26 protein-coding genes, 1 tRNA gene, 1 pseudogene and 1 other annotated feature are annotated in these 24,163 nt (G+C 61.8%); of the genes and pseudogenes, 4 read left to right on the forward strand and 24 right to left on the reverse strand.

What is annotated here, in order from left to right:
- Positions 1–343 (forward strand): DsbA family protein (locus BN1127_RS17870; RefSeq protein WP_042650329.1); only part of this gene is annotated, 343 nt, incomplete at its 5' end.
- Between the two features lie 72 nt (positions 344–415).
- Here BN1127_RS17870 and galE read toward each other — a convergent pair.
- From galE to BN1127_RS17970, 20 genes are all read right to left on the reverse strand, one after another.
- Positions 416–1,429: a UDP-glucose 4-epimerase GalE gene (gene galE, locus BN1127_RS17875; protein ID WP_042650330.1), complete on the reverse strand. Its 1,014-nt coding sequence runs from the start codon at positions 1,427–1,429 to the stop codon at positions 416–418.
- 85 nt (positions 1,430–1,514) lie between these two features.
- Complete coding sequence (locus BN1127_RS17880; protein WP_042650331.1) at positions 1,515–2,522, reverse strand: FAD-binding oxidoreductase; 1,008 nt, start codon at positions 2,520–2,522, stop codon at positions 1,515–1,517.
- Between the two features lie 93 nt (positions 2,523–2,615).
- On the reverse strand, positions 2,616–4,265 hold the full coding sequence (gene hcp / locus BN1127_RS17885; protein WP_042650332.1) for a hydroxylamine reductase: 1,650 nt from the start codon (positions 4,263–4,265) through the stop codon (positions 2,616–2,618).
- Between the two features lie 246 nt (positions 4,266–4,511).
- Positions 4,512–4,979: a Dps family protein gene (locus tag BN1127_RS17890; protein ID WP_041206289.1), complete on the reverse strand. Its 468-nt coding sequence runs from the start codon at positions 4,977–4,979 to the stop codon at positions 4,512–4,514.
- Positions 4,980–5,109: 130 nt separating this feature from the next.
- Positions 5,110–5,652, reverse strand: coding sequence for a DUF3833 domain-containing protein (locus BN1127_RS17895; protein ID WP_042650333.1), 543 nt, complete (start codon positions 5,650–5,652; stop codon positions 5,110–5,112).
- A 14-nt stretch (positions 5,653–5,666) separates the two neighbouring features.
- Entirely contained in the window at positions 5,667–6,209 is a 543-nt protein-coding gene (locus BN1127_RS17900) for a chalcone isomerase family protein (protein WP_042650334.1), read from the reverse strand.
- A complete protein-coding gene (locus BN1127_RS17905) occupies positions 6,166–6,384 on the reverse strand; it encodes a TIGR02450 family Trp-rich protein (protein WP_005332522.1) in 219 nt (72 codons plus the stop codon). Before BN1127_RS17905 ends, BN1127_RS17900 begins: the two co-directional genes overlap by 44 nt.
- A complete protein-coding gene (locus tag BN1127_RS17910; RefSeq protein ID WP_042650335.1) occupies positions 6,381–6,860 on the reverse strand; it encodes a DUF2878 domain-containing protein in 480 nt (159 codons plus the stop codon). The genes BN1127_RS17905 and BN1127_RS17910 overlap by 4 nt, the downstream gene beginning before the upstream one ends.
- A gap of 2 nt (positions 6,861–6,862) precedes the next feature.
- Positions 6,863–8,119, reverse strand: a complete 1,257-nt coding sequence (locus BN1127_RS17915; RefSeq protein WP_042650336.1) for an SAM-dependent methyltransferase — start codon at positions 8,117–8,119, stop codon at positions 6,863–6,865.
- A gap of 109 nt (positions 8,120–8,228) precedes the next feature.
- Positions 8,229–8,975, reverse strand: coding sequence for a DUF1365 domain-containing protein (locus tag BN1127_RS17920; RefSeq protein ID WP_042650337.1), 747 nt, complete (start codon positions 8,973–8,975; stop codon positions 8,229–8,231).
- Complete coding sequence (locus tag BN1127_RS17925) at positions 8,972–10,231, reverse strand: NAD(P)/FAD-dependent oxidoreductase (RefSeq protein ID WP_042650338.1); 1,260 nt, start codon at positions 10,229–10,231, stop codon at positions 8,972–8,974. The genes BN1127_RS17920 and BN1127_RS17925 overlap by 4 nt, the downstream gene beginning before the upstream one ends.
- The gene (locus tag BN1127_RS17930) at positions 10,228–10,962 is read right to left on the reverse strand and encodes an SDR family NAD(P)-dependent oxidoreductase (protein WP_042650339.1); all 735 of its coding nucleotides are present in this window, start codon (positions 10,960–10,962) and stop codon (positions 10,228–10,230) included. Before BN1127_RS17930 ends, BN1127_RS17925 begins: the two co-directional genes overlap by 4 nt.
- Positions 10,959–11,387, reverse strand: coding sequence for a nuclear transport factor 2 family protein (locus tag BN1127_RS17935; RefSeq protein WP_042650340.1), 429 nt, complete (start codon positions 11,385–11,387; stop codon positions 10,959–10,961). The genes BN1127_RS17930 and BN1127_RS17935 overlap by 4 nt, the downstream gene beginning before the upstream one ends.
- Before the next feature lies 1 nt (position 11,388).
- The gene (gene phrB, locus BN1127_RS17940) at positions 11,389–12,813 is read right to left on the reverse strand and encodes a deoxyribodipyrimidine photo-lyase (RefSeq protein ID WP_042650341.1); all 1,425 of its coding nucleotides are present in this window, start codon (positions 12,811–12,813) and stop codon (positions 11,389–11,391) included.
- Complete coding sequence (locus tag BN1127_RS17945; RefSeq protein ID WP_042650342.1) at positions 12,810–13,697, reverse strand: MerR family transcriptional regulator; 888 nt, start codon at positions 13,695–13,697, stop codon at positions 12,810–12,812. Before BN1127_RS17945 ends, phrB begins: the two co-directional genes overlap by 4 nt.
- A gap of 66 nt (positions 13,698–13,763) precedes the next feature.
- On the reverse strand, positions 13,764–14,708 hold the full coding sequence (locus BN1127_RS17950) for a YbgA family protein (RefSeq protein ID WP_042650343.1): 945 nt from the start codon (positions 14,706–14,708) through the stop codon (positions 13,764–13,766).
- 173 nt (positions 14,709–14,881) lie between these two features.
- Positions 14,882–15,511: an outer membrane beta-barrel protein gene (locus BN1127_RS17955; RefSeq protein ID WP_042650344.1), complete on the reverse strand. Its 630-nt coding sequence runs from the start codon at positions 15,509–15,511 to the stop codon at positions 14,882–14,884.
- A gap of 182 nt (positions 15,512–15,693) precedes the next feature.
- The gene (locus tag BN1127_RS17960) at positions 15,694–16,248 is read right to left on the reverse strand and encodes a DUF3157 family protein (protein WP_042650345.1); all 555 of its coding nucleotides are present in this window, start codon (positions 16,246–16,248) and stop codon (positions 15,694–15,696) included.
- A gap of 95 nt (positions 16,249–16,343) precedes the next feature.
- Complete coding sequence (locus BN1127_RS17965; protein WP_042650346.1) at positions 16,344–17,174, reverse strand: adenine nucleotide alpha hydrolase family protein; 831 nt, start codon at positions 17,172–17,174, stop codon at positions 16,344–16,346.
- Positions 17,175–17,322: 148 nt separating this feature from the next.
- Positions 17,323–17,922: an HAD family hydrolase gene (locus BN1127_RS17970; protein ID WP_042650347.1), complete on the reverse strand. Its 600-nt coding sequence runs from the start codon at positions 17,920–17,922 to the stop codon at positions 17,323–17,325.
- A 164-nt stretch (positions 17,923–18,086) separates the two neighbouring features.
- Positions 18,087–18,209, forward strand: a sequence feature (Phe leader region).
- A 38-nt stretch (positions 18,210–18,247) separates the two neighbouring features.
- Between BN1127_RS17970 and pheA the strand changes: the two genes are divergently transcribed.
- The gene (gene pheA / locus BN1127_RS17975) at positions 18,248–19,420 is read left to right on the forward strand and encodes a prephenate dehydratase (RefSeq protein WP_025328009.1); all 1,173 of its coding nucleotides are present in this window, start codon (positions 18,248–18,250) and stop codon (positions 19,418–19,420) included.
- Between the two features lie 155 nt (positions 19,421–19,575).
- Here the strand turns inward: pheA and BN1127_RS17980 are convergent, their stop codons facing one another.
- Entirely contained in the window at positions 19,576–20,001 is a 426-nt protein-coding gene (locus BN1127_RS17980) for an LPP20 family lipoprotein (RefSeq protein ID WP_042650348.1), read from the reverse strand.
- A gap of 20 nt (positions 20,002–20,021) precedes the next feature.
- Positions 20,022–20,642 carry a FlgO family outer membrane protein gene (locus BN1127_RS17985; RefSeq protein ID WP_042650349.1) on the reverse strand — a complete coding sequence of 207 codons (621 nt, stop codon included), beginning with the start codon at positions 20,640–20,642 and terminating at the stop codon, positions 20,022–20,024.
- A 285-nt stretch (positions 20,643–20,927) separates the two neighbouring features.
- Here BN1127_RS17985 and BN1127_RS17995 point away from each other — a divergent pair, with 285 nt between their 5' ends.
- Positions 20,928–22,082: a flagellar assembly protein FlgT gene (locus BN1127_RS17995; protein WP_042650351.1), complete on the forward strand. Its 1,155-nt coding sequence runs from the start codon at positions 20,928–20,930 to the stop codon at positions 22,080–22,082.
- 50 nt (positions 22,083–22,132) lie between these two features.
- Positions 22,133–22,209, forward strand: a tRNA-Arg gene (locus tag BN1127_RS18000).
- A gap of 126 nt (positions 22,210–22,335) precedes the next feature.
- Here the strand turns inward: BN1127_RS18000 and BN1127_RS18005 are convergent.
- Both BN1127_RS18005 and BN1127_RS22235 read right to left on the reverse strand, forming a co-directional pair.
- Positions 22,336–23,619, reverse strand: a complete 1,284-nt coding sequence (locus BN1127_RS18005) for a carbohydrate porin (protein WP_197069661.1) — start codon at positions 23,617–23,619, stop codon at positions 22,336–22,338.
- A gap of 374 nt (positions 23,620–23,993) precedes the next feature.
- Positions 23,994–24,163, reverse strand: a pseudogene (locus tag BN1127_RS22235) (IS630 family transposase); the annotation flags it as partial.

The raw sequence follows: 24,163 nt of genomic DNA on the forward strand, positions 1-24,163 counted from the left end.
CTACGCCGCCCGCGCGGCGTTGGCGGTGCAGCTCGGCCAGCCCGACAAGTTCCAGGCCTTCCACGACAAGCTGTACGCCCATCAAGGGTCGCTGGCCGACGAGGCCCAGGTGCAAGCCATCGCCAAGTCCGCCGGGGTGGACTGGAGCAAAGTCGAGGCCAAGATCAAGGATGGCAGCATCGATCAGAACCTTGGTACCAACCGTGCCCTGGCCGAGGCCATGAGCATCTCGGGGACCCCGGGGTTCATCATCGGCGACCAGATCCTGCGCGGTGCGCCACGGGATCTGGCGAGCCTGAAGGCCATCGTCAAGGATGTGCGGGCTGGCAAGAGCATTCAGTAACCCGCTCTTCGCCCACAAAAAAACGCCCCGGCATGCGATGCCGGGGCGTTTTGCTATTCAGGCTCCAGTCCCTCAGGCCTGATAGCCGTTGGGGTTGTTGCTTTGCCAGCGCCAGGTGTCCACCATCATCTGCTCGAGCCCGCGCTCCGCCTGCCAGCCCAGCTCGTCCCGGGCCAGGGTGGGTTCGGCCCAGCACTCGGCGATGTCGCCTGGGCGACGGGGCTTGATCTGGTAGGGAATGGGGCAGCCGCTGGCGGCTTCGAATGCCTTGACCATCTCCAGTACCGAGTAGCCCTGACCGGTGCCCAGGTTGTAGGTAAAGACCCCGGTGTCGCCCTCGATGCGTGCCAGCGCCTTGAGGTGACCGATGGCGAGATCCACCACGTGGATGTAGTCGCGCACGCCGGTGCCGTCCGGCGTCGGGTAGTCGTTGCCAAACACCCCCAGTTCCTTGAGCTTGCCGACACCGACCTGGCTGATGTAGGGCAGCAGGTTGTTGGGAATGCCGTTGGGATCTTCGCCAATGAGGCCACTCTCGTGGGCACCGACCGGGTTGAAGTAGCGCAGCAGCACTATGGCCCAGCGGGGATCGGACTTGGCAAGATCCCGCAGAATCTCTTCCACCATCAGCTTGGAGCGACCATAGGGGTTGGTGGCGCCGGTGGGGAAATCTTCCCGCAAGGGCACCGAAGCGGGATCGCCATAGACGGTCGCCGAAGAGCTGAACACCAGACGGAACACGCCGGCTTTTGCCATCTCCTCGCACAACACCAGGGTACCGGTCACGTTGTTCTGGTAGTAGGTGAGCGGGATCTGGGCGGACTCCCCCACCGCCTTGAGACCGGCGAAGTGGATCACAGACTCAATCTTGTGGGCGGCGAACAGCCGCTCCAGGCATGCCCTGTCCAGAATGTCCCCCTTAACGAAGGTGATCGCCTTGCCGGTGATCTGCTCGACCCGCCTGAGAGATTCGGGGGAGGAGTTGGAGAGGTTGTCCAGTACTACCACCTGCTGCCCGGTACCCAGCAGCTCAACCAAGGTGTGGGAGCCGATATAGCCGGCACCGCCCGTAACCAGAATTGTCATTTTTTATCCCGTGCTTTGCTGAAACTGGGTCAGAGTCTACCCGCACGACCCGCTCGGGAAAAGCTCGGGATACCAATGACGCCCCTCAGTAATCGACGCTGACATCCCCTCTGATGGTGCAGGAGCAGGCCAGCGCGACGCCGCTCTCCAGATCCTGCGCACTCAGCGTCATCACGCTCTGACGCTCGATCTCCCCTTCCGTGGTGCAGCGGCAGGCCCCGCACACACCGGCGCGGCAGGCGGCCACCATGGTTTCTCCCGCCCCCTCCAGCGCAGCCAGCAGGGTCTGGCCCGGCAGTATCTTCACCTTCTTGCCGCTCTTTTTGAGGGTCAGCCAGAAGTGGTCGCTGCCGGCCTCAACTGGCGCCGTTCTCGATGTTCCAGCAGGCAGGCCGAACGACTCCTGATGCAATTGCTCCGCCGGCAGCCCCAGCTCCGCCAGCATGGTGCAGACCGCCGCCATGTAAGGGGCCGGGCCGCACAGATAGACGTGGCGCGCGAGCAGATCTGGTGCCAATTCCCTCAGCATGGCGGGCGTGAGCCGGCCAACCCAGGGATAAGCCGCCGGCGCCTGTTCCAATACCAGCGCATGGCGCACGCCCGCATGGGCCTCGGCCAGTGTGGCCTGGTCGCTTGCGAAGATCACATCCTCCGGCGAGCGGGCGCTGTGGATGAAGCGGATATCTGCGTCCGGCCGTTTGGCCAGCTCGTCCCGCAACATGGCCCACATAGGGGTGATGCCGGAGCCGGCGCTGAGCAGCAGCGGCCGCTCGCAGGGGAGCACCGCCAGATTGAAGTCGCCGAAGGGGCCGTCAACCCGGATCTCGTCCCCCAGTTGCAAGGTTTGGTGCAGATGATGGGAGACCAGCCCCACGTCCTTGATGGTGACTTGCCAGAAAGGATCCTGTGGGCTGGAAGAGAGGGTATAGGCGCGGCACTGGGGCTTGCCGTCAATCTCGGTGTGCAGGGTCACACACTGGCCGGCCAGCACGGCAGGCAGAGCGCCCTCGGTGGCGACAAACTGCCAGCTTGTCACGTCGTGAGTGTCCGCACGACGGCCAATGCAGCGCAAGGTCAGAGAGGTGGAGATCATCGCAAGGCTCCTCTTTTTGAAAGACATCTTTGTGAAAAAAAGGCGAGCCGGGGGGCTCGCCAAAGGCTTACAACATCTTGGGCTGAACCCGGATCAGGCCTCCAGGATCTCGGCGAGATCCGCCTCTGCGGTCGTGGTTCCCTTGAGACCGAACTGCTCCTCCAGCACCTTGAGCAGGGCCGGGGTGAGGAAGGCCGGAGCGGTCGGGCCGGTGCGAATGTCCTTCACGCCGAGTGCCAGCAGGGTGAGCAGGATGACGATGGCTTTTTGCTCGAACCAGGAGAGCACCAGGGTCAGCGGCAGATCGTTGACACCGCACTCGAACGCCTCGGAAAGCGCCAATGCCAGCTGGATGGCGGAGTAGGCATCGTTGCACTGGCCCACGTCCAGCAGACGCGGGATGCCGCCGATATCGCCAAAGTCGAGCTTGTTGAACTTGTATTTGCCGCAGCCCAGGGTGAGCAGCAGGCTGTCCTGCGGGATCGCCTTGGCGAACTCGGTGTAGTAGGCGCGCTCGGCACGGTCGCCGTCACAGCCCCCCACCAGGAAGAAGTGGCTGATCTCGCCAGCCTTGACCTTGTCGATCACCGCAGGGGCCGCCTGCATCAGGGCGTTGCGAGCAAAGCCGATGGTGATGAAATGCTCGAGCTCAACGTGCTTGAAGCCTTCCAGCGCCTGGGCCTTGGCGATAACGGCAGAGAAGTCCTCTCCTTCCAGATGGGTCACCCCCGGCCAGCCGACGATGGAGCGGGTGAAGATGCGATCCGAGTAGTTGCCCACGTTCGGGTCGATGATGCAGTTGGAGGTCATCACCACGGCGCCCGGGAAGTTCGCAAACTCCTTCTGCTGGTTCTGCCACGCGGAACCGTAGTTGCCCACCAGGTGCGGATACTGCTTGAAGAAGGGATAAGCCAGGGCCGGCAGCATCTCACCGTGGGTGTAGACGTTGATGCCGGTGCCTGCGGTCTGTTCCAGGATCAGCTTGAGATCCACCATGTCGTGGCCAGAGACCAGGATGCACTTGCCCGGCACCGGGGTGACGCGCACCTGAGTCGGTTCCGGGTGGCCGAAGGCCGTGGTTTCACCGAGATCCAGCATCTCCATGATCTTGAAGTTGAGCAGGCCGATGTCCATGGCGCACTTGAACAGGGGATCCAGATCGCTCGGATCCGTGCCGAGCCAGCTCATGATGCGGTGGAATTCGGCGGCCACGGCGCTGTCTTGCTGGTCCAGTACCCGGGCGTGCTCCATGTAGGCGGCTGCCCCCTTGAGCCCGTAGAGGCAGAGCAGGCGCAGTCCCATGATGTCTTCATTGACTTCGCTCTTGCCTCGGTTGACCGCGGTCTGGGGCGCATGGGCCAGCTGTTCCAGCAGCTCGACACCCGGCTCGAAGCGGGCGGCGGCAGGCAGCTCGGCAAGCTGCACCGCCAGCGCGGCCAGACGGTCGGCCAGTTGCTGCCGATAGGCCAGCGCCTGGTTGACGTAGTCGACGATGCGCGCGGAGTCAAAGTTGACGTTGGTGAGGGTGGCGAAGAAGGCCTTGGGCACGAAAGCGTCGATCTCGTCATCGACGATGTCGTGCTCACGGGCCGCCAGCGCCCAGGCACTGAGGCCTTGCAGCGTATAAATCAGCACATCCTGCAGATCCGAGGTCTCGGCCGTCTTGCCGCACATACCTTGTGCATACGCGCAGCCATTGCCTGCGGGGGTACGAATTGTCTGTTCACATTGCACACAAAACATCATGCCTCTCCTAATTGGACATTTCAGTTGCTTGTTTTGTGGCGATTCTATTCCCCCGACTCAAAACTTAATAGGCATTCAATTTACCAATTAAGGTTTCATTGATGCAGATCAAAAACAAAAAAGCCGCCCAAACAGGGCGGCAAGCGGGTGGATAACATCAAAGACAACTCAGGTTTGCAACAACAAGGGACAACGCAACGGTCGGACCGGCGCCTGGTCAGGGGCATCCGGCCCTGCACTCTATCAGGCCAGGTAGGCGCGCAGCATCCAGACCAGTTTTTCCTGCTGCTGCACATAGTCGGAGAGGATGGAAGCGGTACCCTCGTCACCGGCGTCGGCGGCCTGGCCCAGGATACGGCGCTGAGCCACCAGCAGCTCGCGGAAACTCTCCAGCAGGGACTCGACACAGGCGCGACCGTCGTGCAGCCCCTTCTGCTCGGGGATGGCTGAGACCTTGATGTAGTCGCTGAAGCTGTGCAGGGGCACCCCATCCAGGGTGAGGATACGCTCGGCCAGGGCATCGACTTTCAACAGCAGATCGTTGTAGATCTCCTCGAATTTCAGGTGAAGTTCGAAGAACTGGTTGCCGCGGATGTTCCAGTGGAAGCCACGGACGTTCATGTAGAGGATCTGGTAGCTGGCCAGCAACTTGTTCAGCTCGGCGGCCAGGGCTTGTGATTGAACGGTATCAAGACCAATGGGGCTCTTCATCATTCACCTCCAGGTGGTAAACATTATCGGGAACGGAGTCAGCATATCCCCGCACAGACTCAAAGGACAATTGCTTCTGCCTTGTCCATTGATAGCGAATGGCTATCGTCAGCAGGAAAAACACCCGCTCTCATCGCTCAAGCCGCTCGATATAGAGGATCACCTCGCCGAGGTGAATGCCGAACTTGCTGATCGCGGCGCGATTGATCAGGCGATCTTCATCCAGCAAATACATCCAGTCATCGAAGCTCACCCGCACCACCTCCCCATCCGGCAGGGCCAGATCGAGTTGATAGCGCCAGTTCAGGGCAAAGCCTGCCGTCTTGCCTACCGCCTCCCCCACCACGTCCGAGGCGGTGCCGCGCCAGTGGCCATCCGCTCCCTTGCTCAAAAACCAGGTGCGGGTCTGCTGGCGGCCGTCATCGAAATAGAACTGCTCGAACAACTCCCCCTTGCCCTCTCGCCAGCGCCCCTGCATCTCGACCCGAAAGCGACTGGTCACTTCGCCGCTACGGTCCGTCACCAGGCCATGGGCCACCAGCTTGCCATTGAAGAAACGGGCGAGATCCCAGTTCGGACCCTGCCCTCTATAGTCATCGAGGCTGGCGCCACAACCAGTCAGCAACAGCAGTGGCCACAGCAGCAGAAGGCGCCATGTGCGATGGAAGGTCATGAGGAACTCCAGTATTAGGGTTGGCCGCGCAGGCGGCGGGTAAGGACGGGATCGCGACTGTTGTCGGCGAGCCAGATGGCCAGAAAGGCGGCTGAAAAATGCGGATCGGCAAGGGAACCGAGGGGCTTGTCCTGCCACCAGAAGTGGCCGACTCCCGCACTGTCCACATAGAAGGTGAGTCTGTCCCCAGCCCCCACGTCGGGCCAGAGGGCGGCGAGCCGGCCGAGCCAGCGCTGGCGATCTCCCTCGCTGCCGAGCCCTAGCCGCTGCCACTCGGCGGCGGTGGCACTGAGCAAATCCTCTCTCTCTATGGCTCTGGCATAGGTCAGGGTCAGGGCCTGCGGATAGCGACCAGGCTCGTAGCGACCGCTCGCGCTGTAGAGAGTGGCGTCATAGAGCTTGAACCAGAGCCAGCTCATCTCCCCCTGTCCGACCGGGCGCAGTTGTTGCCAGGGGGCAGAAGAGGCCTGTACAGCAATGGCAAAAAGCAGCGTCAGCGCCACCAGCAAGGTGCTAATTCCACCCCATGTGCCAATGGGCGGGGTCTTCCAGTTCATGCCAGTCCATCTCCTGTTCCTGCAGGGTATTGATATCCTGCATCACCACGCTCGCCAGTTGACCCTGGGCATCGCGTTGGCATGCAACCACCAGGTAGAAACGCTCTGCCAGCTCGCACTGGCCATCCCTGGTCCACTTGGAAAACAACAAGGCGTCGGTCGAAAAGGTGTTCATCTCGATTCACCCTCCAGCGTCACCGTTACCCACAGCAGTACGGGTAACCACCCCATCCAGATCACCGCCAGCAGCGCCGTGCTGATCCAGATGCCCCAGGGTAAGTGTACGGCCCCCATGGCAGCACCCGCCACATAGGAGCTCGCCCCCCCCACCATGCCAAACAGCGCCTGCTGCCAGCGGGGCAAGGGCCGAAGCCAGCGCAGACCGTGGGAGAGGGTCAGGGCAAAACCGCACCAGAGCAGCAACAGCCAGAGCGGGAAACCGGCCGGAAACTGGAACAGGCCGAGCCGCCAGAGCAGACCGTCGAGCAGACAGCCCGCGAGCGCAACGGCAAGCAGCCGAAGGTCCGATCTGGGCGTCGGGGAGAAGAGGAAATGAAGCAACAGCATCAGCAGCAGCGGGCCCGGTTGCTGCCATTTCACCGCCAGCAACCAATAGAGGTTGAACCCCAGCAGGTGTGCCCACTGCCACACGGTCAGTGACCGCTCACTGGCAGATCACCGGACCAGCCGAGCGGGCCCGGCTTGGCCGCCTCCAGCTGCACCAGGCTGATGGCCCGCTCCCAGAAGCCCCCCTCGCAATAGGCAAAATAGAAGTGCCACAGCCGGATGAAGTCCTGGCTGTAGCCAAGCCTTGGCAGCTCGGGGGCCAGCGCCAGGAAGCGTTCGCACCAGTGGGCCAGGGTGCGGGCATAGTGGTGGCCGTGATCATGCAGCCGCACCAGTTGCATGTCGGTCTCCCGGGCGAGCAGTCCTGCCATCTGGGAGACGCTCGGCAGGCAGCCGCCGGGGAAGATGTAGCGCTGGATGAAATCGACACCGCGCACATACTGGGCATGGCGCTGATCGGCGATGGTGATGGCCTGGATCAGCAGGCGGCCCCCGGGTCTGAGCAGGCGTGACAGCTGGCGGAAGTAGTCCGGCAGGAAGGCGTGCCCCACCGCCTCGATCATCTCGATGGAGACCAGCTTGTCGAAGCTCCCCTCCAGCTTGCGGTAATCCTCCAGCAGCAGGGTGATACGATCCTCCAGCCCCTCCCGCGCAATCCACGCCTTCGCATAGTCGTGCTGGGCCTGGGAGATGGTGGTGGTGGTCACCCGGCAGCCGTAGTGACGGGCGGCATAGACCGCCAGGCCGCCCCAGCCGGTGCCTATCTCCAGCAGGTGATCCTCCGGTCCCAGCTCGAGCCGCTCGCAGATGGTGCGCAGCTTGGCCTGCTGCCCCTGCTCCAGGCTGGCCTCGGCGCTCGGGTAGATGGCGCTCGAATACTGCATGTGGCTGTCGAGAAAGCCCTGATAGAGGGTATTGCCGAGATCATAGTGGGCGGCGATATTGGATCTCGACCCGGTCAGGGTGTTTCGATTGAGCCAGTGGCGCACCTTATTGAAGGGGAAGCTGAGCCAACCGAGCCGCCGCTCCAGGGTGTCGAGCAGCGTCAGGTTGCGCGCCAGCAGCCGCACCAGGGCCACCGGATCCGGGCTGGTCCAGAGTCCCTCCACCCAGGTCTCACCGGCGGCTATGCTGCCCCCCAGCAGCAGACGACGATAGAAGGCAGGATCCTGCACTATCACCTCGGCATGGAGATCGGTGCCCGCCACCCCGAAGCTGTGACGCTCGCTGCCGTCACGCAGCAGCAGTTGACCCTGTTCGAGACGTCCCAGCAGAGTGAGCAGCAGTTGCCTGGCCCCCTTGTCGATGAAAGAGGCAGAGAGGGTTGATTGAGCAAGTTCCATTAGCGGCTCTCCGGATGGATGAAGATAAAAGAGGTTCGTTTGATACAAACCCGCATCATGGGTTGCGGACAACGACTGGAAGCTGAAATACGCGAGAATGTCGGCTTCATCAGCGGCTCTCCGGGTGGCTGAAGATGGGGGTGCGTTTGATAAAAAGACGCAGGGCCTGCCAGTAGATCCCGAGCAGCACCTTGAGGGTCATCCAGGGCCAGCGGGCGAGCAGGGCCACCAGCCCCTGGCGCGACAGCGGTTCGCGACGCAGCGCCAGGGTGGCATCGAACAGCTTGGCCTCGCCTGACCTGGGATGACTCTCGATATGGATCAGCGTCTCCTCTTCGGGCGGGCGAATGCGCCAGTGGTAACGCATGGCCAGCCCCATGAAGGGGGAGACGTGAAAGTCCTTGTCGTGGGGTGCCAGGGCCGCCAGATCCAGCAGGTAGTAGTGACGCTCGTTCCAGGGAGTGTTCGACACCTCCGCCAGCAGGTAACGCGCCTCCTCCTCCCGGTAGCAGAAGTAGAAGTTGACCGGGCTGAAGTAGAACCCCAGGCAGCGCACATTGCCGAGCAGCAGCACCCGACCGTCCGGCTCGGCGTCACCGCCAAGGGCGGTCACCTTGTCCCACACCGCCAGCTTGAGGCTCCCTTCGCTGCCTTTGAGATAGTCATTGCGATGAAAGGAGAGCAACCCGGCCCTCTCCACGCCGAACCAGCGCCCCTGGCTGAGGCTCGGCAGCTCGTCCAGATCCAGCCCCAGCATGAAGAGGCCGTACGAGAAGGCGTGGTTGCGCGGCGCAAAGCGGCGGTGGCGCACCGAACCCTGCCAGATGGCGCTGATGGTGTCGCCGGCGGCCTTCATAGGTTGGCTCCGAAGCGACTGGCCACATCCAGGGCGCTGCGCACCCCGTCCTCGTGAAAGCCGTTGTACCAGTAAGCGCCGCAGAAATGGGTGTGCTGCCGGCCGCAGATCTCGGCTCGCCGCTGCTGGGCGGCGATGGAGGCCTGATTGAAGACAGGATGGTGGTAGACGAAGCGGCGCAGCACCTTGCTTTCGTCCACCCGGCCCTGGGGGTTGAGGCTGACGCAGAAGGGTTGCGGCGAGCTAATCCCCTGCAAGATGTTCATGTTGTAGCTCACCAGGGGGCGCGCCTCGTCGTCATCCCCGAGCTGATAGTTCCAGCTGGCCCAGGCTTTTGGCCGGGCCGGCAGGCAGTTCACATCGGTGTGCAACCAGACATCGTTGGCCTGATAGGCCATGGCGCCGAGAATGGCATGCTCCCGCTCGCTTGCATCGGCCAACAGGGCCAGCGCCTGATCGCTGTGACAGGCGAGGATCACCTCGTCAAAGTGCTCCTCCCCATAGCCGCTCTGGACAAGCACCCCCTCGGCCGAGCGCCGGACCGCCAGCACCGGACAGGCCAGCCGGATCCGCGACATCCAGCCCGACGTGAGGGGGCCCAGGTACTCCCGCGAGCCGCCCGGAATGACGTACCATTGAGGGCGGTTTGCCACATCGAGCAGGCCGTGGTTGGCAAAGAAACGCAGGAAGAAACCCAGCGGAAAGGCGCGCATGTCCGCCAGGGTGGAAGACCAGATGGCCGCCCCCATGGGCAGGATGTAGTGGCGGGCGAAGTAGTCGCTGAACTCCCCCAGCAGCAGAAAATCCCCCAGGGTCGGTTCGCTGCCATCCCCGCGGCGCCCGCGGTCCGCCAGCCAGGCGCGGGCCTCCCGGTTGAAACGCAGGATCTCGGCCACGAAACGGTAAAAACGCGGGCTCAGCAGGTTGCTGCGTTGGGCAAACAGGGTGTCCAGGTTGTGGCCGTTGTACTCCAGCCCCTGGGGGCTCTTGACCGAGAAGCTCATCTCGGTGGGCTGGCGCGCCACCCCGATCCGCTCCAGCAATTTCAGGAAATTCGGGTAGGTACGGTCGTTGAACACGATAAAACCGGTATCGATGGCATAGCTGCGACCGGCCAGGCTGACATCCACTGTGGCGGTATGTCCGCCGAGCACGGGGGCCGCCTCGAACAAGGTGATGTCGTGCAACTTGTGGAGCAGAAAACCGGCGCTGAGTCCCGAGATCCCGGAACCTATGATGGCGATCTTTTTCTTCATGAAGGGGATCCTTTCGAGATGAGGGTGCGACCGAGGCGCAGCCAGAGCCCCGTCGGCAGTGCGCCAAGCAGACGCAGCAACCAGATGAAGCGACGGGGGAAGTGGATCTGATGATGACCGGCGGCCAGCCCGCTCATGATGGCGCGGGACGCCTCCTCCACCGTCACCAGACAAGGCATGGGAAAATCATTTTTCGCGGTGAGCGGCGTCTGCACGAAACCCGGACGGATCAGGGTCACCCCTATGCCCCGGGTCGCGAGATCGAGGCGCAGGGTGGCGGCCAGATAGTCGAGGGCCGCCTTGGAGGCGCCATAGGCCTCGGTCCTTGGCAGCGGCAACCAGCTCACCGAGGAGCCGACGATGGCGAGCCGCGACCCGGACACCAGCCGCGGCAGGAAGGCGGCCAGGGCGTGGCCGGTGGCGATGAGGTTGGTTTCGATGACCCGGGCAAAGAGGGCACCATCAAATCCCTCGGCCAGATCCATGTATTCGCAGTTGCCGGCGTTGAGGATCAGCAGATCCAGCGCGGGCAGATCGGCGGCAATCACGGCCATGGCGGCGCTGTCCCGTCCATCGAACTGCAGGGGAATGATCCCCTCATCGGCCAAGGCCTGCAGCCGTTCACCATCGCGGCCACAACCCCACACCTGCCAGCCAGAGCGCCGGTAATCAAGCGCCAGCTGGCGACCTATGCCGGAGGTGGCCCCGGTGATCAGTACCCGCCCGCTCATGTGCCCAGCCTCCCCTTGATGGCGCGCACCACGGGGCCCAGCAGCGGCAATTGTTCGTACAGCATGGCGCCGAGATCGAAGTAATCCCGGTGCAGGCAGACCTTGCCCCAGGCATCGAATTGCAGCCGGGTGGCCCCCTCCACCCGCACCGGCCGCCCACCGGCAATCCGGGGATGGACGAAGGTCATGACCCAGCCAAGCCAAGCCTCATTGCCCTGCAACTGCTGGCTGGTGATCTCGAACCTGCACTCCTTGAGCCGCTCATAGAGAGAGGAAAAATAGCGGGTGAGCGCGGCCAGCCCCTCGATGCGGTGGGCCGGATCGATAAACACCACCTGATCGGCATAAATCTCAGGCAGACGGTGCAACTGATGCTTGTCCAGTTGCAGATAAAGCACGATGAAATGGGCCAGCGCGTCGTTCATGTCATGTCTTCTCCAGGTCACGGAACATCTCGATGGCCCTCACCCGTGCAACGGCATGATCCACCATGGGCGCCGGGTAATCCTGCCGTCCCTTGAGCCGCAGCCAGTCGTGGGGCTGGTGCACATAGGCGGCAGGCACATCGGCAAGCTCAGTTACCCAGGTACGGATAAACTCCCCTTGTGGATCAAATCGTTGTCCCTGGGTCGTGGGGTTGAACACCCGAAAGTAGGGGGCCGCATCGGCGCCCGTTCCCGCAGCCCATTGCCAGCCGCCATTGTTGGCCGCCAGATCCCCGTCGATGAGCTGGCTCATGAAGTAATCCTCCCCGAGCCGCCAGTGGATGTGCAGATCCTTGGTCAGGAAGCTCGCCACTATCATTCGCAGCCGGTTGTGCATCCAGCCGGTGGCGTTGAGGCAGCGCATGGCGGCGTCGACGATGGGGTAGCCGGTACGCCCCTCGCACCAGGCGGCAAAGGCATCCGGATCCCAGCTCCAGGGCAGGGCCACCGTCTCTGGCTTGAAAGGGCGATTCATCGAGAGGGTCGGGATCAGTACCAGCAGGTGGCGATAGAACTCGCGCCAGATGAGTTCATTGAGCCAGACGAAACCTGGCTGCGCCTTGGACTGGGGCCGGGCGCCGAGTCGCTGCTGCAAGGCCGCCACGCACTGACGGGGGCTGACGATGCCCGCCGCCAGATAGGGGGAGAGGATGGAGGTACCCGCCAGCGCCGGAAAATCCCGGGTCTCGCCATAGTCCAGCACCGCCTGCTCTAGGAAGGCGTGCAACCGCCGCAGGGCTTCGGCCTCCCCTACCGGCCAGCGGGGATCCGGGGTCAGCTCGCCGAGCATCTCATCGACAAAAACCCGCTCGGCCAGCGGTTGCCACTGCAATGGCTCGCCCCGCGGTGCCGGGGCTCTGTGGATGACGAAACCATCCTCATCCAGCGCCTTGAGCCAGGCGCGGCTGAAGGGGGTGAAGACCTTGAACATCTCTCGACCGCCGGTCAGTACCCGCCCAGGGGGCAGCACGCAACAGCCGTTGAGCCAGTGGCAGCTCACCTCCTGCTCTGCCAGCCCGGCGGTGACGCCATGGTCCCGGCGCTGCTCGTCAAGTTCGATGGCCTGGTTGGCGTAGAGCCGGGTGACGCCGAGTTCGCGGCAGAGGTCAGCCAGCGCCGCGGGCACCTCGGCAAAGGTCTCGACCCGCAGTAGATGAAGCCCTATGCCGAGGGCCGCCAGCTCGCGGCCCAGCGCATCGACCTGGGCCAACATGAAGCGCTGACGGATGGGGGCTATCTTGTGCTGCCGCCACTGGGTGGGGGAGATGATGAACAGCGCAGCGACCGGCTCCTCATCAGCGCAGCCATGACGCAAGGCCGGGTTGTCGGCCAGGCGCAAGTCATTGCGAAACCAGACCAGCCTCATGATTTCTTGCCCCCGCGCCCGCTCAAGCCGCGCGCGGCAGGCTTGTCCGCCATCACCTCGGCCAGGGTCGCCCGCCAGCCGTGAGCGGCCAGCCAGTCACCGTCATAGAGTCGCCCCAGCTCGCCAAAGAGCCGGGTACCGGCAGGCCAGTCGGCGGCCAGCGCCGGTTTGCCGAGCCCAGCCCCCAGCAGCACCAGCCAGGGAGTGGCGGCCCGCCCCTCCAGCAGGGCGACGTGGCGCGGCTCCACCGCCCCCAGCAGTTGCACCTCATAGCCCTGACCTATCAGCTCGTAGGCCGCCCAGACCAAATCCAGGGGACCTACCTGGCCCCAGCTAGCCAGGGTGACCGGCAGCCCCTTCTCCTGCTCGATGAGGTGGCGGGCGAAACGGGTGTGGAGCCAGCCCAGCCACACTTGTTGCAGCAGCTCGCCATCCGGCCGCTCGCGCCACAGGCCGAGCAGCTGCTCCACCAACGGCTGCAGCACCCGGCTGCGCACCAGCTCGAACGGGTAGCTCGCCAGCAGATCATTGAGCTCGGCCTCCGCCTTGCGCTGGTTGAAGGCGAGCAGCGCCTGACTGAACTGCTCCAAGGTCTGCTGCCAGTGATCGCTCACCGGCTGGGACTGAGGTTCGCTCAACAGCCCCTTCACCTGCCCTATGCTCACCCCCCGCTCCAGCCAGCTCAGGATCTCGCCTATCTGGCGGATATCCTGCTCGCTGTAGAGGCGATGCCCCTTGTCGGTACGGGCGGGCTGCACCAGCCCGTAGCGGCGCTGCCAGGCACGCAGGGTGACGGCATTGACCCCGGTGAGGCGGGAGACCTCGCGGATGGGGTAGATCCCCTCGTCCGGCTTGGCGGCATCATCTTGTGGTACATCTGACATGGTGACTTCCATTCAACAGGGTATGGACGCCCCGAGCCCAGAGGCTGCGTCGGGGCACAAACGAATTCAGAGCCCGTAACGCAACTTGAGCGTATCGGGATGAGGATTGAGATAGACCTGCTCGGACAAATAGGCATTGGGGTATTCCCGCAAGTAGTGGCGGATCAGGGTGAGTGGTACCAGCAGCGGGAAGACGCCGGTGCGGTACTTGTCGATGGTATCGCAGAGCTCCTGCTTCTGGGCCGGGGTCAGCACCCGCTTGAAATAACCCTGCAGGTGCATCAGCACATTGGTGTGGCTGCGACGGTTGGCACGCAGGGTCAGGGCCGCCATCAGGCCCTTGATGTAGCTGTCCGCCACCTCCTGCAGGTTGGCCTTGCCGAGGTTGCCGAGCAGCTTGCCGAGGGTGCGGTAGTGGGTAGTGGCGTGGGAGAGCACCAGATATTTGTAGCGCGAATGGAACCGGATGAGGGCGGCGGCGGTGATCCCGCGAGCACAGAGCTGCTGCCAGTCGTGATAGGCGAAGACCCGCAGCACGAAGTTCTCCCGCAGTATGGGATCGCACAGGCGGCCGTCTTCCTCCACCGGCAGCAGGGGGTTGGCCTCCATCAAGGCTTTGGCAAAGAGACCAATCCCCTCCTTGGCACTCCCCTCGTTGTTGGCACCATAGATGCGTACCCGCTCCATGCCGCAACTGGGAGACTTGGCGCAGAGGATGTAGCCGGAGAGGAAGTCGAGCTGACTCGCCTTCTGCTCGCTGAAGGCGATAAGCTTGTCGGTGACGTCGAAGCTGCCGTTGCTCGCCTCGGCGCGCACCTCTCCGTGGCGCTTGACCAGCCGGATGGCGGCACGGGGGGCACCGAGGCCGATGGCCATCTCGGGGCAGACCGGGTGATACTCGAAGTGAGCGCCAAGATCCCGCTCGCAGAAGCTGGAACGCTTGTGGCCCCCGTCGAACCGCACTTCCTGGCCCAGCAGACAGGCACTGATACCGACCTTGATCTTGTACATGATTGCACCCCTTGTATAAGCATTGACTCAGTTATAGCAGTTATACAAAAAAATGAAAGTTGTATAACTATTGCCGACCGATACGACACAAGAGCAAAAACAGGATCACCGGAAAATGAAAAAGCCCATGACCGGGGTCATGGGCAAAATGGACGTTGCGACAGACAGGGAAATCAGAAGCTGTATTTCACACCCAGGCTGCTGATGGATCCTTTCTGCAGATCCCAGTTGCGATAGGTGTAATCGGCGGTGAGGGCCAGGTTCTGGCTCACCTTGTAGGCGGCACCCGCCTTGAAGTCGTGCATGTCGTCGGTCATGTTGGCGTAACGATAGCCAGTGGAGAGCTCGACGGCACCGATGTCGTAGCGCAGGCCCACTTCACCGTACAGGCTGCCGCTCTGCTTGCGGGTGATGTTGTCCCAGCCGCTGTCGTTCACGTTGGAGGTGAGCTCACGCTCCATGCTGTAGCCCATCAGACCCGCTTCACCGTACAGGTTCAGGCCGGTGCTGAGGGGAGTGAACACCCCCATCCCCAGATTGGAGATGGCCATGCTGTCGTTGCCGCTGTTGCGAGAGGTGTATTCGCTGCCGAGTCGGCCGTAGACGTTGGAGCCGAAGCTCTTGGAGAGATCCAGGCTCAGACCACCGAAATCGCGGTTGTTGCTGTCCTTGCCACCGACGTAGTCGGACTTGGTGTGTGCCCAGGTGGCGGATCCCTTGGCATAGCTGAACGCATCTTGCGCCAGCACGGAAGTGGAAGAGAGACCGGCCAGAACCAGAACAGACAGTGCGAGCTTTTGCATTTTGTTGACTCCGATTGTTGCGTTAGGCGGAACCTAACGGGAATGGAGCCATTGTGACGGGCAAAGGGGGAGTCGCCGAGCGGCAAGCTGTTGCCAAACCATGGCAGATGTAAGCAGATGTTGCTGACGGTTACCGGAGCAACACTCCACGGGGGACGGGCCTGCCCGTCCCCGCCCCGATCCTAGCGGAATTCCACTTCGTCGATCTGCACCCGCACCAGCGGCTTGCCGGTCAGATTGGCCGGACGGGGCAGTTCGATGGCGCGCGAGGGGCGCTGCTCGCCCTTGCGCAGATAGGATTCCGGCAGGCGATTCTCCCCGACCCAGAAACGCACCGGCTGGGTCGAGAGCTGCACGCCCTCGGCGCTGAACAGGGTCAGGCTGCCGTTGACCCGCACCACGTTGCGGCTGCCGGTGTTGCTCACCACGAACTGCAGACGCAGCGGATCCTCGCCCTCCACCTGGTTCAGGGTCACCGTGATGCCGTCCCGGGTCGCCTGGGCAAGCAGGTCGGGATTGGCCAGGGCCTGCTCGGTCAGCACCGGCGCCGCCACGCTCGCCGTCACCGTCTTGCCGGCCACCGTCTCGGCGGGCTTGACCAGCAGGTATTCCCAGGTGAAGTCGTCGTTGAGCTGCACCTGACGGCCATCGGCCAGGGTGACCTGGGTCAGGGGCGCAGCCTGGGCCAGCATTGGGGAGAGGCAGAGGGCAAGCAGCAGTCTGGACAAGGGTTTCATGGGCACATGACTCGATAGGGATGCAGAGGGAGCAGTATAAAGAGTCGGGCTGCCCTTGCCTATGACCCGACTCACGTTACGGGCCGGGCCCGGGATCAGATGACCAGCAGTTGAGGATCTTCGCCCGAGACCAGATCCAGGGTCACCAGATCGAACTGGGCGCTCTGGAGCGCCTTCTGAATGTTCGGCTGCATGTCGAAGACCAGGGCCCGCATGCGCTGGGGCACCCTGATCCTGGCCAGGGTAGTGACCCTGTCCGCCAGGGTATGGAAGAAGACCTGGGCTCCATCCAGCCCCATGTCGAACAACATCTGCTCCGCCATGTCGACCATGCGCAAGTGGCGCCGGTCCAGTGACTCAATATCGGAGAAGCGCTGACTCAGGCAAGCCTCTCCCCCCGCCCCCCACAGGGCCAGCTGGCGCTTGTGGAAGCCATAGCGAAAGTCACGGTTGGTCATGCCCTGCTCGGCAAAGAGCCACAGCGTATTGGCCGGCACGCTGTCGAAACGCCGCAGATACTCCTGCATCTCCTCCACCGAGGCCGACATCAGAAGCGGGGGGCCATCGCCGTGCTCGAGCTGCTGGCAGAGGTAGCGTACCGGATCCATCACCTCGGCGAGGTGACCGAGGTGCACGCTGAAGATCATCTCGTCGGTCTTGATCACCTGATGCGCTATGCCGTAGTGCTGGCAGTAGCGCTTGGCCCGGGCCACCGCCTTGCGGCTGAGGGTCGGGTTGTCCAGGGTGATGGCCCGAAAGCGGACCCCGCTGGCCCGGCACAGGTCCATGCTGTAGCAGGACTCCAACCGGCCGGAGAAGGAGACAAGCAGTTCGCCATATCCTGCCAGGGTGCTGATGAGCCTCTGTTCCCTGGCCTGAAAGTTCTGATCGTATCCCCGATTCAGCGCGACTACATTGGCATCCATAACAACGCTCCGGATGGTGAATAGGATGTTATTTTGCGGCGTGAAAGCTGAATAGACACTTAAACGGCAGGGACAAAGCAGTACTTTATTCGCTCTGAATGCACATCAGATCCCTTTTCTTCGGGCACAACACAGGGCCCGTCCCCTTTCAGGCGGGCAACCATCCTTGCTCGACCAGCTGCCGGCGGCACGCAGCAGCATCGGTGAACACCATGCCCTGCAAGCCGAGCGCCTGGGCCGCCGCCACGTTGGCCGGGCTGTCGTCGATAAAGAGGCACTCCCCAGCCTTGAGGTCGAACGACACCAGCAGATAACGGTAGATGTCGGGCTCGGGCTTGATCATCCGCACCCGGGCCGACACCACCTTGCCGCTGAAGAAGCGCCAGAACTCCTGATGCTGTTCCAGCCAGTCGATGCTGGCATGGCCCATGTTGGAGAGGGCGTAGAGCCGGTGACCGGCACTGTGCAGCGCCTCGATAAGCGTCACCATGGCGGGGTCCGGCAGCAAGGAGGCGGGCACCGCCTGCAGGATGGCGAGGTTCTCGGCCATGGACAAGCCGGTGCGCGCCTCGGCCTGACTCGCCATGGCGTGCAGGGAGAGGGTGCCTCTGTCCACCTCCAGCCAGTCGGGGTGGTTGAACAGCCGCTCCGCCAGGGCCTTGGCGCCATCCGATCCTCGTACCGAGCGCACTATGCCGACCGGATCCCAGCTCACCACCACCCGTCCCAGATCGAAGATAATCGCCATCCTCTCGCCTCCCTCTCATTGACCAGAAATAACGGGACCGGTGTGGCACTCATTTGGCCATGGATCCCGACCACCTACCCTGCCCCGTTCAATGCACAGGGGCAAGTTTTACTTGCATCGGCGTGCCAAATCCCTTAATGGTTATGACGTTACATTCAGGACAACATCATGCACACACCATTCTTCTTTGCGTTCTCGTTTATCCGGCCCTCATGAGGGAAGGCCCTGTCGTCGCATGAACAGAACGCAAAGACGAATCGAGCCTCCCCCAGCGGAGGCTTTTTTTTGCAGCAACCACCACAGAAGATTTGGATAGGGAACCACCATGGCAACGCTCGACGAGATCAGACAAGACATCACCCAGTTGGATCAGGAGCTGCTCGCCCTGCTGGCCAAACGCAAGACCCTCAGCATCGAGGTTGCCCGCGCCAAGCAGGCCAATCCCCGTCCCATCCGCGACACCCAGCGGGAGCAGGATCTGCTGGTTGCCCTGATCCAGAAAGGGCGCGCGCTCGGGCTGGACGCCCAGTACATCACCCGCATCTACCACACCATCATCGAAGACTCCGTGCTCTCCCAGCAGGCCTATCTGCAGAGCCTGCTCAACCCCCAGCAGCAGGAGCCCATGACCAGCGTCGCCTACCTGGGCCCGCGCGGCTCTTACTCCAGCCTGGCCGCCCGCAAGTACCTGGCGCGCTACAAGGATCAGGTGATAGAGGTGAACTGCCAGAACTTCCGCGAGGTGCTGGACACGGTAGAATCGGGTCGCGCCGCCTTCGGGGTGCTGCCCATAGAGAACACCAGCTCGGGCTCCATCAACGAGGTGTACGATGTGATGCAGCACACCACCCTCTCCATCGTGGGTGAGCTGACCTACCCCATCGAGCACTGCATCCTCACTGCCGTGCCCACCGAGCTGTCCCGCATCAAGACCTTCTACGCCCATCCCCAAGTATTCCAGCAGTGCTCCCATTACCTCAGCAAGCTGGAAGGAGCGCGCCACGAAATCTGCGACTCCTCTTCCAGCGCCATGATGAAGGTCAAGGAGCTGGCTAGCCCGGATGCGGCGGCCATCGGCAGCGCCGCCGGCGGCGAGCTGTATGGGCTGGACGTGCTGGCCGAGCAGCTCGCGAACCAGAAGGAGAACTACAGCCGCTTCATCGTGGTGGCGCGCAAGCCCATCGACGTGGCGCCGCAGATCCCGGCCAAGACCACCCTGATCATGTCCACCTCCCAGAAGCCGGGCTCCCTGGTGGAGGCGCTGCTGGTGCTGCGCAGCCACGAGATCAACATGACCAAGCTGGAATCCCGTCCGGTGCAGGGCAACCCCTGGGAAGAGATGTTCTATCTGGATGTCTCCGCCAACCTGCAGACCCCTGAGATGCAGGCCGCCCTGCTGGAGCTCACCAAGATCACCCGCTACGTCAAGGTACTCGGCTGCTACCCGAGCGAAGACGTCAAGCCGACCGCGGTACCGCCGGTGCTGATGGGCAGCTAAGCCCCCCGAACGGCAAGAGGCGAGCATCAGGCTCGCCTCTCTCTTTTCTGCCCCCTGCCCCGCCCCCGGACAACAAAAAGGCGAGCTCATTGCTCGCCTAGTTGGTACCCCGCCGACAGGCTCGGGTGACAGAGGATGGAGTCTCGCTCCTGGTGCTAGAACTGACCCGCCATCAGCTGGTTCAGGTGGTAGAGGTTGCGGGTATCGAGCTCCAGCTCGGTGGCATAGGTGTTGCCACGGGGATAGGTCGCCACCACACGGGCACCGCGCACCATGCCGGCCACCGACACATCCAGCGAGTTGGAGGTCTGGGTCAGGTCCTTGTAGCTGCTCTGGCCACGCACCTGCTGGCCGTTGAGCTGCTCCGCCAGCTCCCGGTAGGCATCCATCTTGGACGCCCGGATCGCCTGCAGCATCTTCTCCGACTGGGAGGGGCCGGGCTGGATGTCGATCACCGCGTAGCCCACCGCCTTGAGCACGGGGAAGTCATCTGGCTTCTCCCCCTGGTCGTAGTTTACGACCCGGTTCCCGCTGCACGCCGTCAGCAAGAGGGCCATCATCAGGCCAAGCACGATTCTCATGGCTGTCTACTCCTCAGAAATCAGGGGGTCAGGTTGACCAGATGGCCGGACGCGCTCTGGCCGCCCCGCATCAGGTAACCCCGGTTGACCGATGCCCGGCCAAACGAGTTGCTGGCGCCGGACAGATATTGTTGCGGGATCAGGCTCTGGGCCGTGGTCTCCACCATCTTGGTACGCAGATCGATGATCCGGGCATTGACCAGGATCCCCTGCGAATTGCGGCTGAAGGTGCCGGTCAGGATCCGGGAGATGGGCAGCCGGGCGGAGAGATCCTTGTAGTTGCGGCTCATCACGAAGTCGCCACTGGGGGTCACTTGAATGCTGCCCGTGGTCTTGAAGTCCACCACTACTTCACCGCGCCGGTTCAGCTCGTAGATGAAGCTCTCCTCGATCTGCAACCCCATCCAGTTGGTGTCCTTCAGGGTGTCGAGATCGACGAAGGAGGCGACGGCGATGGGCTCGCTCAGGGTGGTGAGAGACTTTCGCTCCATCAGCTGATCCGTCATGCGGGCCACCAGCCAGTTGAGCTCCATCCCCTTGGCCGCCTGCCGGGGATCCCCTTGATCCCGGTTGATGGGGTCGGCTGACCCGCAGCCGGCCAGCGCCAGCGCAATCGCCAGCGCCGTGATAATTCTGTTCATGGATACCTGTTCCTGTATCTACACCTGACTTGTTATCGGTCACAGCGGCCAACACTTGAGACGGGAATGCGCCAAGGATCGCCCGATGATCCGCCAGAGGGCCTTGGGCGGCGCCAATAAAGAGGATGGAGCCGGGAAATACGGCGAGCTGTACACCCTTTCGCCGGAACAAGGCATGGATCTTGCTTTTATTTGCGCACCCGGTGCAAACCAGGCCAGTGTCCATGAAGCCGCTCATCCGCTCCCCGGGGCGCAAGAGGGGTTCGTCTATTCAAGGTGTACGTTATGAAAGTTGTGCTGCTGTCAACCCTGTTGCTGGCCAGTCTGTCGGCCCGCGCCGAGCTCATAGAGGCGCAAGGCAGTGCCGCCATCCTGGGGGGCGACGAGGTCTATGCCCGCGAGCAGGCGACCCGGGATGCGCTGCGTCAGGCCCTGCTGGCCAGCGGCGCCTCCGTCTCCAGCATCCAGCGCCTGGAGAACGGCAGCCTGCGCTCGGAGCAGATCCAGATCCGCTCCGGCGGCGACATCCGCCAGTACCGCCTCAAACGCGAGGAGGTGCGCAACGGCCGCATGTACATCACCCTGGTGGCCGACATCCAGGCTGAGCGCCAGATCTGCCAGACCCAGCACTACGCCAAGGATTTGACGCTGGTACGCCTGCGCATGCGCTACCCGGACCAGGCGAGCACCGGCGCCCTCGACGACATGCCGGCGGATCTCTCCCGCCGCCTGTTCGAGACCCTGGCGGCGGCGCCCCAGGGGGTGGTCGCCCGCCAGTGGCTGGACGAGAACCTGCGCATCGATCCCCTCCACCTGCAGCAGGGGGATCGCAGCGCCCTCGAGGAGATCAAGGCCCTGAGCCTGCGAACCGACAGCCAGTATCTGGTGCTCGGCAGCATCGACGATCTCTCCCTCGAACCCCAGGGCAACCAGCTGACCAGCTGGTATGAAGACCCGATCCGCAACTTCCGCATGCAGCTCTACCTGTTCGACGGCATCAACGGCAGCCTGCTCGGGCGCAAGGAGTATCAGGGGCGGGCCAACTGGACCTTCTCCAAGCGGGAGCAGGTGGGCAGCCACAATGGCCGGTTCTGGCAGTCCAGCTACGGCCAGGAGGTGAGCTACCAGTTGAAGGAGGCGGCCCAGGACATCGTCGCCGAGCTCGCCTGCGCCCCCGTCACCGCCCGCATCGTGGCCCAGCACGAACGCGGCCCCCACATCAGCCTGGGCCGTCGCAACGGCGTCAAGCTTGGGGATCAGTTCCGCGTCCAGCACAGCGCCGACTTCATCGATCCCTACGGCAAGTCCCGGGTGATGCGCAACCCCGCCGACGGCCTGTTCGAGGTAGTGCAGGTGTTCGAGGACGGTGCCATCATCAGCAGCCAGAACAAATATTCGCCGTTTAATGTCCAAATTGGCGATCTAGCCGTATTGGAATAGGAATCAAGGGTTTAAAAGCACAATGCTTCTTGTATAATGCCCGCCACAAGGTTCCCGTAGCTCAGCAGGATAGAGCGGTCCCCTCCTAAGGGACAGGCCACTGGTTCGACTCCAGTCGGGAACGCCATATAAAACAAGGGGCTGGCATCATCAGATGCCAGCCCCTTGTTTTTGATTGCCTTTTATCTTGCCTGGTCACTGTCGATATGCCCCAGGCAAGCGCCATATCTAGCCTTCAGGTGAGACTACGTCATTACCACCAGACGTTGGCCTGCACTCCAACCACCCAGGTGTCATCACTGTCATCGCCTTCAAAAGCGTGGCTGCTGTCACTCCAGTTGTCGTTGTCGCTGTCGAAATAGCTCGCGTAGAGACGCAGTTCCGGCTGGTTGCGACCCAGAGACCAGGCCTGGGCGACGGTGTACTTGGAACCACTGCGATCATAATCCGCACCATTCTCGGTCTTCTCATCGGCGAAATAACCCACCTCTGCGTAGGTGCGAGTGATTTCAGACCAGTGATACGCCAATTTGGCTGAGGCACCAAACATGGTGGCATCGAGCTGATCGTTGTCCCAGGTCTCAATGCTGTCGGCCGCTGCATAGTTGATGGCATGGCTCAGATCCCAACGGTCACCCAACGGAATGCTGCCGTAGTTGCGGATCGCGTAACCGCTACCACTCTTGACGTTGCCATTGAGGGTATCTGCCGCCCCCATGAGCACCCCTTGTGCCGCTGAACCATCCACATAATATTGCAGCACCGTCTTGTTAAACCCTGTGCCAGCCACGGCCTGGTTCAATTCCACCATGAAGGCATGACCATCGCTGTAATCATGCTCACCGCTACCTGGCTCATCCACCTGATCAGCCGACGGATCGGCATTCAAAAACTTGTATCCGAGTGCCAGGCTACCGCCTTCCCACAGAGGCAGGGAGTCATAGGTCAATTCCAGATTATTGGCATTGATCTGATGCTTGCTATGCTGGGTATCCGTGCCGATCTCATTTTCAAAATCACGATGTAATACCGCTACTGAGAATTTACCTGCACCGAGGTTCATCCGCTCTATACCGGCACCCACATTGGTCTGGTTCCAGTAAAAGTAATCGTTCATATCAATATAATAGCCTTTATTATATTGACGAATACCCGCCCAGGAGGTCTCCCCCATCCCCATGAAGTTCCGCAATTGCAGGTTCATGTTTTCCCAACCGAATGGGGAGTCATTACTGACACTATCGGCATCACCATCCCACATATTGAACATGGTCTGGATATAAACAGATTTGTCGCCGTCGTTATTCAGCTCCTTCCCCAAGCCAATCTCGGCATAATTATCAAACTCGTTCCCGAGACGGCCAATCTTGTTCTTCTGGAAATCTGAACCACCGATGCTATTTGAAGCTGAGCCATCGGCCCCAGTCCCCACACCGGCACGGAAATAACCCCAAAAATCAAATCCCTCAGTAGCAATGGCATTGGTGGCTGCGATAGACAAAGACGCGGCGACAATGTAGCGAATTGAGTTTTTCAAAATATATCCTCGATAGTTATTATATTAAATTGACGTGCATGTTCGACCTGCATAAAAAGAGGTGGTTTTTTATGGCATGGTCATATGTATGTTTTAATCATCCACCATGGGTGGCAGGAATATGGTAATGCTAAAAAAATAATAATCTGGTGATAGCGATCACATTAATGTAATCGTTTACAGTTCTTGTTTTAAACAAAATTTTGCAAGCACCAATGTCTGTTTTCTATTTACGTATTTAGGCCTGGTTCAGCTTTCTATTAAATTCAGCTCTCATTAAGAATTAAATAATTAAAAGCGGAGTCTGATGACTCCGCAGAAAGCAATATTGACAATACGACGCCTTTATTTCTAAATAACTGATCCTAATAGTGCTACACTTTTGCTGTGCCATAGCCATTCCCCGGGAAAGGAGACACGGTATCCATGAAGTGTTTCACTCGAGCCAGCAGGTTGGCCATCCCTCTGCATTGATGATTGCGCGTGATGGTTTCATGCAACTTGTGCCACAGCCGTTCTATGTGATTAACCCAAGGACTGTAAA

Source organism: Aeromonas media (genome assembly GCF_000819985.1).
Taxonomy (GTDB): domain Bacteria; phylum Pseudomonadota; class Gammaproteobacteria; order Enterobacterales; family Aeromonadaceae; genus Aeromonas; species Aeromonas media.

Excerpts from the sequence above, each read along its gene's own strand:
- galE (WP_042650330.1), bottom strand. The coding sequence starts at position 1,429 with ATGACAATTCTGGTTACGGGCGGTGCCGGCTATATCGGCTCCCACACC.
- BN1127_RS17880 (WP_042650331.1), bottom strand. The coding sequence starts at position 2,522 with ATGATCTCCACCTCTCTGACCTTGCGCTGCATTGGCCGTCGTGCGGAC.
- hcp (WP_042650332.1), bottom strand. The coding sequence starts at position 4,265 with ATGTTTTGTGTGCAATGTGAACAGACAATTCGTACCCCCGCAGGCAAT.
- BN1127_RS17890 (WP_041206289.1), bottom strand. The coding sequence starts at position 4,979 with ATGAAGAGCCCCATTGGTCTTGATACCGTTCAATCACAAGCCCTGGCC.
- BN1127_RS17895 (WP_042650333.1), bottom strand. The coding sequence starts at position 5,652 with ATGACCTTCCATCGCACATGGCGCCTTCTGCTGCTGTGGCCACTGCTG.
- BN1127_RS17900 (WP_042650334.1), bottom strand. The coding sequence starts at position 6,209 with ATGAACTGGAAGACCCCGCCCATTGGCACATGGGGTGGAATTAGCACC.
- BN1127_RS17905 (WP_005332522.1), bottom strand. The coding sequence starts at position 6,384 with ATGAACACCTTTTCGACCGACGCCTTGTTGTTTTCCAAGTGGACCAGG.
- BN1127_RS17915 (WP_042650336.1), bottom strand. The coding sequence starts at position 8,119 with ATGGAACTTGCTCAATCAACCCTCTCTGCCTCTTTCATCGACAAGGGG.
- BN1127_RS17920 (WP_042650337.1), bottom strand. The coding sequence starts at position 8,975 with ATGAAGGCCGCCGGCGACACCATCAGCGCCATCTGGCAGGGTTCGGTG.
- BN1127_RS17925 (WP_042650338.1), bottom strand. The coding sequence starts at position 10,231 with ATGAAGAAAAAGATCGCCATCATAGGTTCCGGGATCTCGGGACTCAGC.
- BN1127_RS17930 (WP_042650339.1), bottom strand. The coding sequence starts at position 10,962 with ATGAGCGGGCGGGTACTGATCACCGGGGCCACCTCCGGCATAGGTCGC.
- BN1127_RS17935 (WP_042650340.1), bottom strand. The coding sequence starts at position 11,387 with ATGAACGACGCGCTGGCCCATTTCATCGTGCTTTATCTGCAACTGGAC.
- phrB (WP_042650341.1), bottom strand. The coding sequence starts at position 12,813 with ATGAGGCTGGTCTGGTTTCGCAATGACTTGCGCCTGGCCGACAACCCG.
- BN1127_RS17945 (WP_042650342.1), bottom strand. The coding sequence starts at position 13,697 with ATGTCAGATGTACCACAAGATGATGCCGCCAAGCCGGACGAGGGGATC.
- BN1127_RS17950 (WP_042650343.1), bottom strand. The coding sequence starts at position 14,708 with ATGTACAAGATCAAGGTCGGTATCAGTGCCTGTCTGCTGGGCCAGGAA.
- BN1127_RS17955 (WP_042650344.1), bottom strand. The coding sequence starts at position 15,511 with ATGCAAAAGCTCGCACTGTCTGTTCTGGTTCTGGCCGGTCTCTCTTCC.
- BN1127_RS17960 (WP_042650345.1), bottom strand. The coding sequence starts at position 16,248 with ATGAAACCCTTGTCCAGACTGCTGCTTGCCCTCTGCCTCTCCCCAATG.
- BN1127_RS17965 (WP_042650346.1), bottom strand. The coding sequence starts at position 17,174 with ATGGATGCCAATGTAGTCGCGCTGAATCGGGGATACGATCAGAACTTT.
- BN1127_RS17970 (WP_042650347.1), bottom strand. The coding sequence starts at position 17,922 with ATGGCGATTATCTTCGATCTGGGACGGGTGGTGGTGAGCTGGGATCCG.
- pheA (WP_025328009.1), top strand. The coding sequence starts at position 18,248 with ATGGCAACGCTCGACGAGATCAGACAAGACATCACCCAGTTGGATCAG.
- BN1127_RS17980 (WP_042650348.1), bottom strand. The coding sequence starts at position 20,001 with ATGAGAATCGTGCTTGGCCTGATGATGGCCCTCTTGCTGACGGCGTGC.
- BN1127_RS17985 (WP_042650349.1), bottom strand. The coding sequence starts at position 20,642 with ATGAACAGAATTATCACGGCGCTGGCGATTGCGCTGGCGCTGGCCGGC.
- BN1127_RS17995 (WP_042650351.1), top strand. The coding sequence starts at position 20,928 with ATGAAAGTTGTGCTGCTGTCAACCCTGTTGCTGGCCAGTCTGTCGGCC.